The sequence below is a fragment of the Novosphingobium sp. PY1 genome (genome assembly GCF_017312445.1).
GTDB lineage: Bacteria > Pseudomonadota > Alphaproteobacteria > Sphingomonadales > Sphingomonadaceae > Novosphingobium.
This window is the reverse complement of sequence record NZ_BLTI01000008.1, coordinates 649,953-665,739: the sequence shown is the minus strand read 5'-3', so window position 1 is coordinate 665,739 and position 15,787 is coordinate 649,953. Positions and strand designations below refer to the sequence as shown.

The 15,787-nt window shown below is 64.7% G+C and carries 15 protein-coding genes, 1 tRNA gene and 1 pseudogene; 12 read left to right on the top strand and 5 right to left on the bottom strand.

The annotated features are described in order from the left end of the window. Positions 1-98: 98 nt before the first annotated feature. Positions 99-1,691, bottom strand: coding sequence for an isocitrate lyase (locus J3474_RS14525; RefSeq protein WP_207094639.1), 1,593 nt, complete (start codon positions 1,689-1,691; stop codon positions 99-101). Between the two features lie 150 nt (positions 1,692-1,841). On the opposite strand from J3474_RS14525, the gene J3474_RS14520 reads away from it, so the two are divergent. The 6 genes from J3474_RS14520 (at position 1,842) to J3474_RS14495 (ending at position 9,080) form a co-directional block, all read left to right on the top strand. Then, positions 1,842-3,239, top strand: coding sequence for a short-chain fatty acyl-CoA regulator family protein (locus J3474_RS14520; protein ID WP_207094638.1), 1,398 nt, complete (start codon positions 1,842-1,844; stop codon positions 3,237-3,239). Positions 3,240-3,255: 16 nt separating this feature from the next. Continuing rightward, entirely contained in the window at positions 3,256-4,026 is a 771-nt protein-coding gene (locus J3474_RS14515) for a TonB family protein (protein WP_207094637.1), read from the top strand. Between the two features lie 129 nt (positions 4,027-4,155). Continuing rightward, positions 4,156-4,968 (top strand): class I mannose-6-phosphate isomerase, encoded by an 813-nt coding sequence (locus tag J3474_RS14510; RefSeq protein ID WP_207094636.1) that lies wholly within the window; start codon positions 4,156-4,158, stop codon positions 4,966-4,968. Positions 4,969-4,992: 24 nt separating this feature from the next. Then, positions 4,993-5,433: a DUF2721 domain-containing protein gene (locus J3474_RS14505; protein WP_207094635.1), complete on the top strand. Its 441-nt coding sequence runs from the start codon at positions 4,993-4,995 to the stop codon at positions 5,431-5,433. A 133-nt stretch (positions 5,434-5,566) separates the two neighbouring features. Next, positions 5,567-7,486, top strand: a complete 1,920-nt coding sequence (gene asnB / locus J3474_RS14500; protein ID WP_207094634.1) for an asparagine synthase (glutamine-hydrolyzing) — start codon at positions 5,567-5,569, stop codon at positions 7,484-7,486. Continuing rightward, positions 7,476-9,080, top strand: coding sequence for an FAD-dependent oxidoreductase (locus J3474_RS14495; RefSeq protein WP_207094633.1), 1,605 nt, complete (start codon positions 7,476-7,478; stop codon positions 9,078-9,080). Before asnB ends, J3474_RS14495 begins: the two co-directional genes overlap by 11 nt. A gap of 150 nt (positions 9,081-9,230) precedes the next feature. On the opposite strand, the gene J3474_RS14490 is transcribed toward J3474_RS14495, so the two are convergent. Next, positions 9,231-10,991: a fatty acyl-AMP ligase gene (locus J3474_RS14490; RefSeq protein ID WP_013833031.1), complete on the bottom strand. Its 1,761-nt coding sequence runs from the start codon at positions 10,989-10,991 to the stop codon at positions 9,231-9,233. Positions 10,992-11,140: 149 nt separating this feature from the next. On the opposite strand from J3474_RS14490, the gene J3474_RS14485 reads away from it, so the two are divergent. The 3 genes from J3474_RS14485 (at position 11,141) to J3474_RS14475 (ending at position 13,043) form a co-directional block, all read left to right on the top strand. Continuing rightward, positions 11,141-11,695 carry a regulatory protein RecX gene (locus tag J3474_RS14485; protein ID WP_207094632.1) on the top strand — a complete coding sequence of 185 codons (555 nt, stop codon included), beginning with the start codon at positions 11,141-11,143 and terminating at the stop codon, positions 11,693-11,695. 35 nt (positions 11,696-11,730) lie between these two features. Beyond that, entirely contained in the window at positions 11,731-12,177 is a 447-nt protein-coding gene (locus J3474_RS14480; protein ID WP_013833033.1) for a DUF192 domain-containing protein, read from the top strand. Between the two features lie 119 nt (positions 12,178-12,296). Continuing rightward, positions 12,297-13,043, top strand: coding sequence for an SDR family oxidoreductase (locus J3474_RS14475; RefSeq protein ID WP_242528416.1), 747 nt, complete (start codon positions 12,297-12,299; stop codon positions 13,041-13,043). Between the two features lie 98 nt (positions 13,044-13,141). On the opposite strand, the gene J3474_RS14470 is transcribed toward J3474_RS14475, so the two are convergent. Next, positions 13,142-13,471 (bottom strand): glycine zipper 2TM domain-containing protein, encoded by a 330-nt coding sequence (locus tag J3474_RS14470; protein ID WP_041558901.1) that lies wholly within the window; start codon positions 13,469-13,471, stop codon positions 13,142-13,144. A gap of 278 nt (positions 13,472-13,749) precedes the next feature. Between J3474_RS14470 and J3474_RS14465 the strand changes: the two genes are divergently transcribed. Further along, positions 13,750-14,157 (top strand): NADH:ubiquinone oxidoreductase subunit NDUFA12, encoded by a 408-nt coding sequence (locus J3474_RS14465; RefSeq protein ID WP_007011724.1) that lies wholly within the window; start codon positions 13,750-13,752, stop codon positions 14,155-14,157. Positions 14,158-14,181: 24 nt separating this feature from the next. Here the strand turns inward: J3474_RS14465 and J3474_RS22740 are convergent, their stop codons facing one another. Then, complete coding sequence (locus J3474_RS22740) at positions 14,182-14,496, bottom strand: hypothetical protein (RefSeq protein WP_242528434.1); 315 nt, start codon at positions 14,494-14,496, stop codon at positions 14,182-14,184. Here J3474_RS22740 and J3474_RS22735 point away from each other — a divergent pair. Further along, positions 14,410-14,592 (top strand): annotated as a pseudogene (locus tag J3474_RS22735) (DUF2155 domain-containing protein); the annotation flags it as partial. The gene J3474_RS22740 and the pseudogene J3474_RS22735 overlap by 87 nt on opposite strands. A gap of 35 nt (positions 14,593-14,627) precedes the next feature. Here J3474_RS22735 and aat read toward each other — a convergent pair. Continuing rightward, on the bottom strand, positions 14,628-15,428 hold the full coding sequence (gene aat, locus J3474_RS14455; protein WP_013833036.1) for a leucyl/phenylalanyl-tRNA--protein transferase: 801 nt from the start codon (positions 15,426-15,428) through the stop codon (positions 14,628-14,630). Positions 15,429-15,582: 154 nt separating this feature from the next. Here aat and J3474_RS14450 point away from each other — a divergent pair. Next, positions 15,583-15,658 (top strand) — tRNA-Trp (locus tag J3474_RS14450). Positions 15,659-15,787: the final 129 nt, after the last annotated feature.

Below are 15,787 nucleotides of genomic sequence, written 5' to 3'. Positions count from 1 at the left end.
CGCGAACTCGTTGCTTCACTGCCCTGTGCAGCGAACCTGGGTCCCTTGTGACCGGAGAGGAGGCTTCTCCGGCCACAAGGGAGATCGGGGCGTTCGCCTCAGGCGGCGAACTGATTCATCGTGTTGTGCTCGCCGCCGGCCTTGAGGGCCGCCTCACCGGCGAAGTATTCCTTGTGGTCGTCGCCGATGTCCGAGCCGGCCATGTTCTGGTGCTTGACGCAGGCGATGCCCTGGCGGATTTCCTGGCGCTGCACGCCCTTGACGTAACCGAGCATGCCCGCCTCGCCGAAGTATTCCTTGGCCAGGTTGTCGGTCGACAGGGCCGCGGTGTGGTACGTCGGCAGGGTGATCAGGTGGTGGAAGATGCCCGCCTCGCGCGCTGCGTCCTTCTGGAAGGTGCGGATGCGCTCGTCGGCCTCTGCCGCCAGATCGGTGCCGTCGTAGTCGACGCTCATCAGCTTCGCCCGGTCATAGGCCGAGACGTCGCGTCCTGCCGCACTCCAGGCGTCGAAGACCTGCTGGCGGAAGTTCAGAGTCCAGTTGAAGCTCGGCGAATTGTTGTAGACCAGCTTGGCATTCGGAATGACTTCGCGGATGCGCGAGACCATGCCGCCGATCTGGCCGATGTGGGGCTTCTCGGTCTCGATCCAGAGCAGGTCGGCACCGTTCTGCAGCGACTGGATGCAGTCCAGCACGCAACGGTCCTCGCCGGTTCCGGGGCGGAACTGATAGAGGTTGCTCGCCAGGCGCTTGGGGCGCATCAGCTTGCCGTCGCGGCTGATCAGGACATCGCCGTGGCCGAGCTTCGCGGCATCGACTTCGTCGCAATCGAGGAAAGCGTTGTACTGGTCGCCGATATCGCCGGCTTCACGAACGAAGGCGATCTGCTTGGTCAGTCCGGCGCCGAGCGAGTCGGTGCGGGCAACGATGACGCCGTCGTCAACGCCCAGTTCCATGAAGGCGTAGCGAACCGCGCGGATCTTCGCGATGAAGTCCTCGTGCGGAACCGTGACCTTGCCGTCCTGGTGGCCGCACTGCTTTTCGTCCGAGACCTGGTTTTCGATCTGGATGCAGCAGGCGCCCGCCTCGATGAACTTCTTGGCGAGGAGGTACGTGGCCTCAGCATTGCCGAAGCCGGCATCGATGTCGGCGATGATCGGAACGACGTGCGTTTCGTAGTTGTCGATCGCGGCTTCGAGGCGCCTGGCTTCCATTTCGTCGCCGGCGTCGCGGGCCTTGTCGAGTTCGCGGAACATCATGCCCAGTTCGCGTGCGTCGGCCTGCTTGAGGAAGGTGTAGAGTTCCTCGATGAGGGCCGGGACGGAAGTCTTCTCGTGCATCGACTGGTCGGGCAGCGGGCCGAACTCGCTGCGCAGGGCGGCAACCATCCAGCCCGAGAGATAGAGGTAGCGGCGCTTGGTCGAGCCGAAGTGCTTCTTGATGGAAATCATCTTCTGCTGACCGATGAAGCCGTGCCAGCAGCCCAGCGACTGGGTGTAGTTCGCGGGATCTGCGTCATAGGCGGCCATGTCCTCACGCATGATGCGCGCGGTGTAGCGGGCGATGTCGAGGCCGGTGTTGAAGCGGTTCTGCAGGCGCATGCGCGCAACCGATTCGGGCTCGATCCCGGTCCAGTTGGGTTCGGTGCCGATGGTGCGGCCCGCCTCGATGATCTTCTGCTGGTAGGTCATGATTCGCTTTTCCCGTAAGCACTGGTGTTGCCGTTCGATGGGTCTGAGCTAGGCAGGAATTGCGCCGCGGGAAATGGCCCGCGAAGTGTCGTTGTCAAACTTTACAGATTTTCATTGTAAAGTTGTGCAGGTCTGACAATACTTTCGGATATGGCTGAAAACCGTCCCTTATACCTTGGGCCAAGGCTGCGCCGCCTGCGCCGCGAGCTGGGTTTGACACAGCAGGCGATGGCCGACGATCTGGAGATCTCGCCCAGCTATGTCGCGCTGCTTGAGCGCAGCCAGCGACCGGTCACGGCGGACATGCTGCTGCGCCTGGCTCGTACATATCGGCTGGAGATCGGCGATCTCGCAAGCGAGGACGGCGCCGACTATGCCCGGCGGCTGGGCGATGTGCTGCGCGATCCGGTGTTCGACGACATAGACTTGCCGTCGCTCGAGGTGTCGGACCTGGCGATGAGCTTTCCGGGCGTGGCCGAAGCCCTTCTGCGGCTTCACAGCGCCTACACGCGCGAGCAGCAGGCCCTGGCCGAACAGCGCGATGCAGGGCCGGGCCGGCAGGACAGCGATCCGGTGCGCGAGGCGCAGCGCTTCTTCGCCCATTCGCGCAACTACTATCATGGGCTCGACACCCAGGCCGAAGAGCTTGCCGCGGAGATCGACAAGGCAGGCGGGATGGAAAAGTGGCTCGGCACCAAGGGTGTACGCGTGCGTTTCATGCCGTCCGACGTGCTGATGGATGCGATGCGCCGCTTCGACCGCCACAACCAGCAATTGCTGATCGACGATTCGCTCGACGCGGCGAGCCGGACCTTCCAGCTGGCCACCCACATCGCGCATACGGCCATGCGCAGCACGATCATGCAGCTCGTGCGAGAGCAGGAATTCGCCAGCAACACGACCGCGACGCTCGTGCGCCGGGCGCTGGCGGGATATGGCGCGGCGGCGATGGTCATGCCCTACCGCAAGTTCGCGCGGGCGGTGGAAGCACGCAAGTACGACATTGCGGCGCTCGGCGGCCTGTTCGGCGCCAGCTTCGAGCAGGTGGCGCACCGCCTCACCACCATGCACCGGCCCGGAGAGGAACGGGTGCCGTTCTTCTTCATTCGCGTCGATGAAGCGGGCAATGTCTCCAAGCGGCTCGATGGAGCGGGCTTTCCCTTCGCAGCGCACGGGGGCGGGTGCCCCTTGTGGAACGTGCACCAGGTTTTCCGGCGTCCGGGCGAGATCCAGACCCAGTGGCTGGAGCTACCCGACGGCCAGCGCTTCTTCTCGATCGCGCGCACGGTCACATCGGGAAGGGGGCGCTACGGCCGTCCGCAGGTCATGCGCGCGGTTGCGCTGGCGTGCGCTGCGGAAGAGGCTGGACGGCTCGTTTATGCTGCCGGCGTCGACCCGAATGAGGCGCCGGGAACGCCCATCGGGGTGACCTGCCGCCTGTGCCACCGCGCCGAATGCGTGGCGCGGGCGGTTCCGCCCATTGGCAGGGACATCCTGGCCGACGATTATCGCCGCGCGGCGCAGCCCTATTCCTTCGCCGAAAGCTGAGGCTACAAGGGCAAGGATGAGCAAGGCCGATCTCAAGCCGGAGCGCAAGACGCGGCTGGGCGTTGTCGCCATCGTCGCCCTCCTGCACCTCGTGGTGATTGCCGCGCTCGTTCGCGCCTTCACGCCGCAGTTCGCGGCCAGCGTGCTGGACGGCATGACCCAGGCATTCACGGTGACGGTCAAGCCGGCGCCGGCGCCTGAGCCGATCGAGACGCCGCCTCTCGAACCTGTTCCGCCCGAAGAGGAAGGCGCTGCTGCGCCGCCGGGCAAGAAAGCCAGGCCGCGCGAAACGGCGGCCCCCAAGGCCCCCATTGCGATCAAGCCGACACAGGCGCCGCCCGTGGCGGGCAAAGGCGACGAAAACGCCTCGGGCGCCCGCGACGAAGGCGAGGGCACGGGCGCGTCGGGCGAAGGGCACGGGACCGGCTCGGGTAACGGCGGGGCGGGTCAGGGGGGCGGCGCCGTCACCCCGCCGGTCAAGATCAGGGGCGATATCAACTCAGCCAAAGATTACCCGCGCGGCAGCCGCGATCTGCGCATCGGAAGCGAAGTCATCGTTGCCCTGACGGTCGGCACCGACGGCCGGGTGAAGGGCTGCCGTGTGGTCAAGCAGAGTCCGGACCCGAGCGCAGGCCAAATTACCTGCCGCCTAGCGGCCGAGCGCTTTCGCTTTCGCCCGGCACAGGATGCCTCCGGGCGTCCGGTCGAGTCCGTCTATGGCTGGAGGCAGCGTTGGTTTTATCGCGACTCTGGTGTAACCCCGCGGGAATTCGGGCGTACCTCCTGAATTTCCACGTTCTTTTCCACAAAAATGGCCTAGGTTCAATTTCATGTCCGCAGGAGTTATCTCGATCCTCGAAAGCGGTTTGCGCGTGTGCGGAGGCAGCTTTGCTACCCCGAACCGTGGAGCGCAGGCATGAGCGGGACCTTGCCGATCCGTCAGGTGGAAAAGCCCTGGGGTCGGGACGAACTTCCCGCACCGTTCATTGCGCCGGACGGCCAGCGCATCGGCGAAATCTGGTTCGAGCCGCCCGCCGAATTGCCCGCACTTCTGGTCAAGTACATCTTCACCAGCGAGAAGCTCTCCGTGCAGGTCCACCCGAGCGATGCGCAGACTCTCGCGAAAGGGATCGGTCGGCAGGGTAAGGAAGAGTGCTGGCTGATCCTGGCCACGGAGCCGGGTGCGACCCTTGGCATCGGCTTTCATGAAGACCTGAGCGAGGACGAACTGCGCACAGCCGCGCTGGACGGCTCTATCGAGGACCTGATGGTCTGGCATGAGGTTGCGCCGGGCGATTTCTTCTACATTCCCGCGAATACGGTCCACGCCATAGGCGCGGGGGTCAGCCTGATCGAGGTGCAGCAGAACAGCGACATCACCTATCGTCTGTTCGATTACGGCCGGCCGCGCGAACTTCACCTGGAAGAGGGCATGGCCGTTGCGCGCGGCGAACCCTACGCGATGAAGTGGAGCCGCAAGGTCGCTCCCGACAGGTCGCAGGTGCTTGTCGACGGGCCGCTGTTCCTGCTCGATCAGGTCGCAGGCCGGCCCGATGACGCCATGGCGGATCGCTATTCCGGCGCCTTGCTGGTCATCCCGCGTGAAGGCACGGTCACGGTTTCGGGCCAGCCCGTATCGCCGGGCGAATGCGCGCTTGCGCCCACTTTCGATGCTATCGGATTTGCACAGGATAGCGTCTGTCTTCTTGCACGCGGCTGTGCAGACTGACGTCTCGATGCAATAAGTACGGGCATGATCGTCCAAACCATCCAGTTGGCATTGACGCCGGTCTTCGTCCTCGTTGCCATCGGCAATATCCTCAACATCCTCTCGACCCGGCTCGGCCGGGTCGTCGACCGGGCGCGCATCCTGCAGACGATGCACGAGAAGACCGAGGGCACCGACCACGACTTGGTGGTCCGGGAAATCCGCATCATCGACAAGCGCATCACGATCATCACCCAGGCCATCCGCATCATGGTGCTCTCGGGCCTTGCCATCGGTTCGACGGTCGCCGTCCTGCTTCTCGAAGGACTTGCGAGCTTCGACCTGCATGTCCTTGCCGCAGCGACCTTTCTGGTCTCGGTGGTGCTTCTGCTCTACGCGCTGATCCTGTTCCTGCGCGAGACGCAGGTTGCAGCCGAGGCGCTGCGCATCCCGCGCGATTACCTGGAACTCGACCGCGAGATCTGAGCCTGCATTTCCGGTCAGCGGGGGCAGGGCCTTTTCCACGATCCGAAAGCCTGCGATGCGCGGGGGCCTTTCCCTGAGGGGCCACCCGCTGTAACGCGGCTGTCACAGGCTTGGCGGCATAGGCAGGGCGAAAATGTGCGGTATTACCGGCTGGTACAGGCGCGGCGGCAGGCCGGTGCCGCGCGATGCGATCGTGCGGGCCTGCAATACGATCGTCCATCGCGGCCCTGACGACTGGGGCATCCACCTCGACGGCGATATCGGCCTCGGACACCGCCGCCTTTCCATCGTCGATCTCGAAGGCGGGCATCAGCCGATCTATTCGGCAGACGGGCGCTGGGCCATCGTCTTCAACGGCGAGGTCTACAACTTCCCGGAGTTGCGCGACGAGCTGGAGGCCTGGGGCTGGACCTTCTCGACGCATAGCGACACCGAGACGGTGCTGGCCGCCTACGTGCGTTGGGGCGACGATGTCTGGCCGATGCTGGAAGGCATGTTCGGTCTGGCCATCTGGGACGCCAAGGAACGCCGCCTCGTCCTTGCCCGCGATCCCCTGGGTATCAAGCCGGTTTACTACACCCTGCAACAGGGGGGCATTGCCTTCGGTTCGGAGATCCGCACGCTGCGGGCGATGACCTCCCCTGACGGCGGCTCGCTCGATTTCTCGATCGATGAGCGCGGCGTCCATGACTTCTTCATGTTCGGGCACGTCCAGAAGCCGCGCTCGATCTGGCGCGAGGTCAAGACGCTGCCGCCCGGCCATGTCCTGCACATCGCCCCGGAGGGCGATCCCGAGATTCGCCAGTTCTGGCGCCCGCAGTTCAGCGAGCGCGCCGGGCTTTCCGAAGCGGATTGGATTGAGGAGACGCAGCGCTGGGTCTCCGAGACCACGAAGCGGCACATGCTAGCCGACGTCACGGTCGGGGCATTTCTGTCCGGAGGGGTCGACTCCAGCGCAATCGTCGCGGCGATGGCCCGCCATGCGACGGCGCCGGTCAAGGCCTTCACCATGGGCTTTCCCGGCACCTCGATCGACGAGACCGAGGCGGCAGGACGCATCGCCGGGCACCTGGGCTGCGAGCACATCACCTTGCCGCTCGAACCGCAGGATGCCGGTGTCATGCTGCCGCAAGTGCAGCGCAGCCATGACGAACCCTGCGCGGCGACGGCGGCGGTTCCGGTTTGGCACCTTTCGAAACTGGCGGCCGAACATGTGAAGGTCGTGCTGTGCGGGGAAGGATCGGATGAGATCTTCGCTGGTTACAAGCGTCAGCGCACTGCCCTTGCCGCCGCGCGCACGGCACCTTTCCTGCGCATGCTCGAGCCGGTCCTGGCGGCGGTGGACCATGTGCCTGGCATGGGAGGCAAGCGGCTCAACTACCTGCGGCAGAACGCGCGCCGGTTCCGGCAGTCGGCCATGCTGGAAAGCAATTACCAGCGCTTCTTCCAGGGCACGCAGATTTCTACCCCGTGGGTGCGCGAGGACCTTTACGAAGAGGGCTTTCACGCGCGGCAGGAAAGCGATCATCCCTTTGCCGACCTTGAGCGAGAGTATTTCGGCTGGCCCGGCGCGCGCGATCTCGATCCTCTGGCGCAGTTCATGCTGGCGGACCTGACCGTCCACATGCCGTCCTCGCTGCTCAACCGCACGGATCGCGGATCGATGGCCCATTCGCTCGAGGCGCGCGTGCCGTTCCTCAGCCACAAGCTGGTCGACTGGGCGCTGACGATGCCGCGCCACATGAAGCTGCGCGGCAAGGTCGGCAAGTATGCCCTTAGAAAAGCAGCGGAACCCTGGCTGTTCCCGGGTGCGCTCGATGAACGCAAGCTGGGTTTCCAACTGCCCTTCGCCGAGTGGTTCAGCGGCGGCTTCGCCAGCTTCGCGCAGGAGGCCTGGATGTCGAGCGGGGCCTCGCGCAGCGGCTACTTGCGGCAGGACGCGGTCGAGAAGCTGTTTGCCGAGCATGCCGCGGGCCTCGCCAATCACGGTCGCATCCTCTACGCGATCGCCATGTTCTCCTGCTGGTGGGACCAGACTTTCGATGCTCGTTGACCTTGCCAAGAACCCCGAAGCTGCCGACCGCCAGTTCGACGTCTGCGTGATCGGCGCCGGCGCCGCCGGCGTGACCATCGCGCGCGAACTGATGCGGGCGGGTCATCAGGTGTGCCTGGCCGAAAGCGGCGGCATGGACTTCGAGGAGAAGACGCAGGCCCTCTACAAGGGCGAGAACATTGGCCACGAGTACTACGACCTGGAAGAATCGCGCCTGCGTTTCTTCGGCGGGACGGTATCGATCTGGGGCGGCCGATGCGCGTTGCTCGACGAAATTGACTTTGCCAAGCGTGCGTGGGTTCCGCACTCGGGCTGGCCGATCAGCCGCGATGACGTCATGCCGTATTACCGCCAGGCGCAGGACATCTTCGAGATCGGACCGTTCGAATGGGACGACGCGTACCGGCTCTGCGGCATTCCTGATCAGGGTTTCAGCCCCGAGACGCTGGCGACTGACCTGTGGCGCTTCGACGAGGCGACCGAACGCTTTGCACAGGGCCGCGCAAGGGACCTGATCGACGCGCCCAACCTGACGATCCTGCTCCACGCCAATGTCGTGAACCTGCAGGCCAGCGCGAACGGGGCCGAGATCGAGCATGTCGAAGTGCGCACATTGGGCGGTCAGTCGGCCAGGCTCAAGGCGAAGCACTATGTGCTGGCCTGCGGTGCGATCGAGAACGTGCGGCTCATGCTGGCCTCGGACGACGTCTGCGCCGGCGGTATCGGCAATGGCCGCGACCAGCTCGGCCGCTTCTTCATGGAGCATCCGACGGGGCGCATCGGGAAGGTCGAGACCGACAGGCCCTTCGATCTCTGGGCCGCCTACCAGAAGCGCTTCATGAAGTCCGGACCGCCGCTGGCCCCGGTACTGCGTCTGGCCGACGGCCTGCAGGAAGCCGAAGGTGCGATGAACTCGATCGTCACCTTCAAGTTGCAGCGCCCGCCGGAAAAGGGCGTGGCGCTGGGCAACAAGCTCTACGGCACGATCAAGCACTCGCTCAATCCGGACCGAACCGGGCGCAAGCTCGATCATATCTACCGGGGGCTGCGGGCATGGTTCCACCGCGTCGTGCGCGAACGGGTGGAGGCGGCCATGGCCAATACCGGCATGACCGGTCTCTACATGATCGTTCGCGGCGAGCAGGCGCCCAATCCGGACAGCCGCATCGTCCTGTCGCAGACCCGCAATGCCCTGGGGGAACGGCAGGCCGACCTCAACTGGCAGCTCGATCCGCTCGACAAGCACACGGCGCGCGTGTTCGCCCGTGTTTTCGGTGAGGAGCTTGAGCGCATGGGCCGGGGCTCGGTGACGCCGAGCGAGTGGATCAGCGAGGCAGGCAATGACTGGCCGGTCGATCCCACCGTCGGCAACCACCCCATCGCCGGCTATCATCACATGGGCGGCACGCGCATGAGCGACGATCCGGCGAGCGGCGTCGTCGATGCCCACTGCAAGGTTCACGGCGTGGCGAACCTGCACCTTGCGGGCAGCTCGGTCTTCGCAACGGCGGGCTGGGCCAATCCGACCTTCACCCTTGTGGCGCTGGCGCTCAGGCTGGCGGAGCGGCTCGACGGACAGCTACGGGCAAGGTGACTGCTTGCCGTCACCGGGCTGACCGTGGATTATCAGATTGTTGGTTGAGCCCTCCGGAACAGGCGTAATGGCCCTGAAACGGAAACAGCCCGGAGCGGCTTGACGCGGCTCCGGGCTGCTGGATCCTGGATGGCCTGTCGGCGCGGCGGATCAGGCCGCCAGCCTGAACGGCTCGATCTCGCCCGACAGGTAAAGCTTCTTGGCCTTGGCGCGGCTGAGCTTGCCCGAGCTGGTACGCGGCAGGCTCTTGGGCGGAACCAGTTCCACCACGCAGTTCATGCCGGTGATAGAGCGAACCTTGTCGCGGATCATCTCGTGCAGCTCAAGCCGCTTGACCGGATCGGACACGCGGCAGTGGACCAGCACGGCCGGGGCTTCCTCGCCGTTCTCCATCTCGACAGAGAAGGCGGCGATGTCGCCGTGGTTGAAGCCGGGCAACTGTTCGACGGCCCACTCGATGTCCTGCGGCCAGTGGTTCTTGCCGTTGATGATGATCATGTCCTTGGCGCGGCCGACGATGAAGAGGTAGCCCTCGGTCATGTAGCCCATGTCGCCGGTGTCCAGCCATCCGTCGACGAGGCAGGCCTCGGTCGCTTCCGGATCGCGGAAGTAGGAATGCATCACGCTGGTACCGCGGCACCAGACCTTGCCGATCTTGTGATCGCCCAGGGTCTGGCCGTTTTCGCCGCGGATCACGACTTCCATGTCGAGCACGGGCTTGCCGCAATTGACGATGGCGCGGTAGCGGGCCGGGCGGCTGAGGTCGCGCGGGGAGCCTGAAAGGCGTTCTTCCTCGACCAGCTCGACGCGGATGCCTTCGCCCGGGGGCATGATGGTGACGGCCAGCGTCGCCTCGGCAAGGCCATAGCTGGGCAGGAACGCGGAAGCCTTGAAGCCTGCATCGGCGAAGGCGTTGACGAAGTTCTGCATGACGTCGGGACGGATCATGTCCGCGCCGTTGCCGGCAAGGCGCCAGCGCGACAGGTCGAAGCGGTCCGAGACCGGGCTCTGACTGGAAATGCGGCGCGCGCAGATGTCGTAGCCGAACGTCGGCGAGTACGAGATCGAGGTGCCCCGGTTGCGGGTGATGAGGTCCAGCCATGCCAGCGGGCGGCGGGCGAAGTCCTCGGTCTTGAGGTAATCGCCCGAGACCTGATTCGCGATCAGCGAGAGGAAGCAGCCGACGAGGCCCATGTCATGGTACCAGGGCAGCCAGGAAATGCAGCGGTCGGTCTCGGTAAGCTGCATGCCGTGACTGTGCGCGGCGAGGTTCGACATCAGCGAACGGTGGGTGACGGCAACGCCGTGCGGGAAACGGGTCGAGCCGCTGGAGTACTGCAGGTAGCAGATATCGTCGGGCAGTGCCCTTGGCAGTTCGACTTCGGGCGCGTCCTTCGCCGCGAATTCGGACCACGTTGCATGGCCGCAGCCCTGCCGCTCTGCCGCGGCAGAGGTCAGGTGCGCGATTTCGTCCGGACCGATCAGCATGGCCGGGTCCGAACTGGAAAGCTGGACGGCAAGTTGCTCGATGTAGTTGTCCTTGCCGCCGAAGCTGGTGGGCAGGGGCAGCGGCACCGGCCACGCACCGGCATAGACGGTGGCGCAGAACAGGGCCGCGAAATCGGTGCCGGTCTCGGCAATCAGGGCAATGCGGTCACCCGGCTTCACGCCGCGCGCCACCAGCGCATAGGCCACTGCCCGTGCATCTTCGCGCAGTTCGCTGAAAGGATAGACGCGCGTCAGCGTGCCGCGCGGATCGTGGAAATTGAAGCCGCGCGAACCTTGCGCGGCATAATCCAATGCATCACAAAAGGTGTCGAAGTCGGCAAATCGACGGGGGAGCGCGTCCTCATTGGGAGTGCGGACAAGGTCCTTAGCCGCATTCGGCACCACGGAGATGGTGTCGCTCATATCTTCATAACCCGTTGTTGTTATACCGTTTTCCTTGCGGAACTGGGAGCTTCTAGCCGGTTTAACCTGAACCTTAGATAGCTGCCTTCAACGACCAAATTCCGCGCGCTCTCCCCATTCTGAGCCGACTGTGGCACGAATAGGGCAACATGTCTTCCAAGCGTCGCAATCCACAACCGTTGACGAAAGCCCGCCTCGAGGAATTGGCGCTGGCCTATGTCGCGCGCTTTGCAACGACGCAAGCAAAACTGCGCAGTTATCTTCAGCGCAAGCTGCGCGAGCGTGGATGGGAAGACGATGGCGCTCCCGAACTCGATGACCTGGTCGGTCGATACGCGCAGCGAGGCTATGTCGACGATGCAAGCTGGGCGCGCATGAAGGCGGGCAGTCTGCTGCGCCGGGGCTACGGCGCGCGCCGCGTGGGCGAGGCGCTGCAGGTCGCCGGAGTGGATGACGATATCGCCGGGGACTTCCGGCCGGGTGAGCTGGAACAGCGCCGGGCCGCGCTGGTACTGGCACGGCGCAGGCGTTTCGGGCCGTTTGCCATTCAGGTTCCGGACATGGCGAAGCGGGAAAAGCAGATTGCCGCGATGATGCGGGCCGGACACAGGCTCGACATCGCCCGGCAGATCGTTGATGCCGACGATCCCGACGCGGTCGAGGACTGGGTCGAGTCGGTTTCCGGAGAAGATTCTTGCGCCTGAACAAAGCTTTCACTGCCGCTGCCGCCACGTTCCTGATGATCGTCGGGGGGTGTTCCCAGGGCGGGCAGGAGGCCGTCGCCAAGTCGGCCGCGCCTGCGGTTCATCCCATATCGGGGCTCGAAGTCGTGCCGCTGATCGTCAAGTCGCACGGCAAGGTCCACAAGTTCAGCGTTGAAGTGGCGAAGACCGAGGAAGAGCAGGCCAAGGGTCTCATGTTCCGAACCGAGATGGGGCCGGATGAAGGGATGATCTTCCCCGAAGATCCGCCACGCCGGCCGGCCTTCTGGATGCGCAACACGGTCATCCCCCTCGACATCATCTTCATCGGCACCGATCACCGCATTCTGAACATCGCGGCCAACGCCGTGCCCTACGACGAAACGCCGCTGCCGGCTGTCGGCATGGCAAGCGGCGTGCTCGAGCTGAATGGCGGCCGGGCGGCCGAGTTGGGGATCGAGCCGGGCGACAAGGTCGAGTGGTGAAGCGCCGCGGCCCCGCATCTTCTGCGCAATAGGCGAGGTGTCAGGCTCGTGCCTGCAACCTAGCATGCGATCCCGAATGCGCGCCAATGTCTGGCGTGTCAAACTTTCGGGAGAATCGAATGAGCAAGCTGGCGGGCAGGATCGCCCTGGTTACGGGTGGATCGCGCGGCATCGGCCGGGAAGTCGCTCTCGCCCTGGCGGCCGAGGGCGCCGAGGTCTGCATCAATTACCGTAGCAACGCCGCTGCCGCCGATGAAGTCGTTGCCACGATCGCGGATAGGGGCGGGCAAGCCTTTGCCGTCCAGGGTGACGTCGGTTCGCTCGACGCGATCCATGCGATGTTCGCACAATTCGACGGTATGGCCGATGGCCTCGACATTCTGGTCAACAACGCGGGGATCGGGGAAATGGCCTCGATCGAAGAGACGGGGGAGTCGCTGTTCGACCTGACCATGCGGGTCAACGCCAAGGGGCCGTTCTTCGTGACGCAGGAAGCGCTCAGGCGCATGCGGAACGGGGGGCGGATCGTGAACCTGTCATCGATGGTGGCGCGCACGGCCTATGCCTCATGCATTGCCTACGCGATGAGCAAGGCGGCGGTGGACCACTTCACCCGTTCGCTGGCGCAGGAGTTGGGTGCGCGCGGCATTACCGTGAATGCCGTTGCTCCGGGCGCGACGATGACCGACTTCGCACCGGGCCTGTTCAATGACCCGGATACCGTCCAGGTCCTTGCAGAAGCCGCGGCGCTCAAGCGGGTGGGACAGCCCGAGGACATCGCCCGCGTCATTTCCTTCCTGTGCGGACCGGCAGGAGGTTGGGTCAGCGGTCAGGTGATCGAGGCCAGTGGCGGCATGCATCTTTAGGTGTCGGAGATCAGGCAAGGATCACAAAATGGCGCCCCGGGGTTTCGGCCAGGGCGCCTTTTGTTTGTCCGTCGGATGACTTCCTTGCGGATCAGGTCTTAGCGGCAGCGGGCCGGGCGGCTCGAATTGCGGTCGATCTCGCGGCCGAGGAGGGCACCGGCGCCGGCGCCGATGATCGTGCCGACCGTCTTGTCGCGGCCGCCATCGACGGCGCGTCCGATGAGGGCACCGGCAACGCCGCCAATGAGCAGTCCGGTCGTTCCGTCCGACTTCTTGCAATAGTAGCGGCCATTATCGCCCCGCCAGTAGCGGATGCCGTTGTCGGTCCTGTGATAATGCCGCTGCTTCGCGAGGGCCGGGGTCGCGGTCACGACGGCGGTGGGGACAGTGAGAGCCGCCATGGTGGCGGCGATGATGGCTTTACGCATGGTGGATCACCTCCGTTGCTCTGCGTGTTTCGCGAATGGAACGCGCTCCATCGTGTCACGATCCACAACGCCAGATGAACGGCTGCAAATGACGGAAAATCAGCGGCGAGTGGTGGTCGCGCTGCGGTGAAGCGGGGTCAGGGCGCAGCCATGCAGGGCGCCGGGTCCGTCGATCCGGCTCTTATGCCCTCGCCTGGCCGCGAATTTTCTCGCTGCCCGGTGGGCAAAGCGCTTCAACGTGCTTGGCATCGCGGGCGAAGGGCGCTAACGCGCGGCTCATGGGAATCCTGTCGAAGATCTTCACCTGGTGGGATGGTGCGACCATCGGAACCTCGCTCTGGAGCTCGCGTCACGGCGAGCACGTCGGAACCGACGCGCAGGGCAACAAGTACTATCGCTCGAAGGGCGACAAGACGAAGACCACCGAAGGCTATGAGCGCCGCTGGGTCATCTACGCCGGCGCCAACGATGCAAGCCGCGTGCCGGCCGAATGGCATGGCTGGCTGCATCACTCCTATGACGGTGTCCCCGAAAGCCACCTGCCGCCGCCGCGGATCTGGGAAGTCGACTATACGCCGAACGCCACCGGCACGGCGCAGGCCTACCTGCCGCAGGGCGCGCTGGAGCGTGGCGGCAGGCGTGCGGCTGCCACCGGCGATTATGAAGCCTGGTCGCCGGACGCCTGAAGCCTAGTGATGCGGGCCCGCGGCTCACGAATCTCCGCGCTGGCGTTGACTGCCTGCTTTCTGGCTCTTGCCGGGTGCGGGGGCGAACCTGAACCCGAAGCCGAAGACACCAGCGTCCCCGAGGCGCTGGCCGGCATGCAGGCAGGACCTGCCCAGGCCGTTCAGGGCCAGCGGATCGGTACGCCCAACAAGGATCGTGTCGTCACTCTCGGCGTGCTCAACAAGCGCAATAACCTGACCCAGGATCTCGATATGAAGCCGGGCGAAACCCGGCGCATCGGTAACCTCGTGGTCAAGGTCGCGACCTGCGAAAAGACGCTGCCCTGGGAAAAGCCGCAAGAAGAGGGCGCCTTCGTCCAGGTCTTCGTGGAAGACCGCAGGACCTCGAAGGAAAAGCTTGTCTGGCAAAAGGTGTTCTCAGGCTGGCTGTTCAAGAATTCGCCGGGCCTCAACGTGGTCGAGCACCCGGTTTACGATGTCTGGGTCAAGTCCTGCGCGATGAGCTTCCCGGGGCAGGACGCCAGTCCCGCTTCGGCTGCATCCTCCAGCAATGCGGCGAAGCCTTCCGGCAGCGAAAGCACGCCTGAGCCCAATCCTGCGCCCAGCCCCGCGCCGACTCCGGCCCCTGCGCCGTCCCCGAGCCCGACTGCTTCCGCATCGGATTCCAGCGCGAACTGAGCGGCTTTTAGCAACGTCAGATAGCGCTTCTGCGGCATTTCCACCGCGCCGAGGGAGGCGAGGTGCGCCGTGATGAACTGGCAATCGAGCAGGATGGCACTTGCGCGGCGCAGTGCCGCAACTAGCCAGGCGAGGGCGACCTTCGACGAATCGGGCACGCGCGAAAACATCGATTCGCCGCAGAACACCCGGTCGAACCCGACGCCGTAGAGCCCCCCGACAAGTTGCCGCCCGCTGCCGTCTGCCGATTCCTGCCAGCATTCGATCGAATGGGCATGGCCCAGGAAGTGCAGGTTCTCGTAGCTGTCCTGGATCCGGTGGCTGATCCAGCTGCCGCCTTCGTCGTCATCCTCCCGCACGGCGCGCGGGGCGGCGCAGGCTTCCATCACGTCCGAGAACGCCTCGTTGCAGGTCACGGTGAAGCGGCCGCGCCGCAGCGTGCGTGCCAGCGACTTCGACAGGTGGAAGCCGTCGAGGGGCAGAATCGCCCGCTGGCGCGGTTCGATCCAGAAAATTTCCGGATCGTCGCGGCTGTCCGCCATCGGGAAAATCCCGCTGCGGTAAGCGAGCATGAGCAATTCGGGCTCGATCATGTTCGCGGTTCGCGGTGCGTGCACGGTGGTTTCCGAGGCCTTGTTCCTGGCGGTATTGCCTTGCGGGATCTTAGCAAATCGTTGTGGCGTCGAATATCTTGTAAGGACACTCTTGTAATCCGTCGCGGCTCCATCTAGAGGCCACGGCGCCCGCAGGAGTGTAGCTCAGTTGGTAGAGCATCGGTCTCCAAAACCGAGGGCCGCGGGTTCGAATCCTGCCACTCCTGCCAAATTTCCCGAAAATCGTTGAGTTCGAAGCTTTCCCGTCATGGGGCGATGATTCGCCACGCGCTCATGCGATGGGAATTTGCGGCGAGCGGAAATCGGCTGTATCGCTGGCAGGCTTGCCAATCGCCTTG

Bases quoted from the DNA above. Each gene is read 5' to 3' on its own strand.
- J3474_RS14525 (WP_207094639.1), bottom strand. From the start codon at position 1,691: ATGACCTACCAGCAGAAGATCATCGAGGCGGGCCGCACCATCGGCACC.
- J3474_RS14520 (WP_207094638.1), top strand. From the start codon at position 1,842: ATGGCTGAAAACCGTCCCTTATACCTTGGGCCAAGGCTGCGCCGCCTG.
- J3474_RS14515 (WP_207094637.1), top strand. From the start codon at position 3,256: ATGAGCAAGGCCGATCTCAAGCCGGAGCGCAAGACGCGGCTGGGCGTT.
- J3474_RS14510 (WP_207094636.1), top strand. From the start codon at position 4,156: ATGAGCGGGACCTTGCCGATCCGTCAGGTGGAAAAGCCCTGGGGTCGG.
- J3474_RS14505 (WP_207094635.1), top strand. From the start codon at position 4,993: ATGATCGTCCAAACCATCCAGTTGGCATTGACGCCGGTCTTCGTCCTC.
- asnB (WP_207094634.1), top strand. From the start codon at position 5,567: ATGTGCGGTATTACCGGCTGGTACAGGCGCGGCGGCAGGCCGGTGCCG.
- J3474_RS14495 (WP_207094633.1), top strand. From the start codon at position 7,476: ATGCTCGTTGACCTTGCCAAGAACCCCGAAGCTGCCGACCGCCAGTTC.
- J3474_RS14490 (WP_013833031.1), bottom strand. From the start codon at position 10,991: ATGAGCGACACCATCTCCGTGGTGCCGAATGCGGCTAAGGACCTTGTC.
- J3474_RS14485 (WP_207094632.1), top strand. From the start codon at position 11,141: ATGTCTTCCAAGCGTCGCAATCCACAACCGTTGACGAAAGCCCGCCTC.
- J3474_RS14480 (WP_013833033.1), top strand. From the start codon at position 11,731: ATGATCGTCGGGGGGTGTTCCCAGGGCGGGCAGGAGGCCGTCGCCAAG.
- J3474_RS14475 (WP_242528416.1), top strand. From the start codon at position 12,297: ATGAGCAAGCTGGCGGGCAGGATCGCCCTGGTTACGGGTGGATCGCGC.
- J3474_RS14470 (WP_041558901.1), bottom strand. From the start codon at position 13,471: ATGCGTAAAGCCATCATCGCCGCCACCATGGCGGCTCTCACTGTCCCC.
- J3474_RS14465 (WP_007011724.1), top strand. From the start codon at position 13,750: ATGGGAATCCTGTCGAAGATCTTCACCTGGTGGGATGGTGCGACCATC.
- aat (WP_013833036.1), bottom strand. From the start codon at position 15,428: ATGATCGAGCCCGAATTGCTCATGCTCGCTTACCGCAGCGGGATTTTC.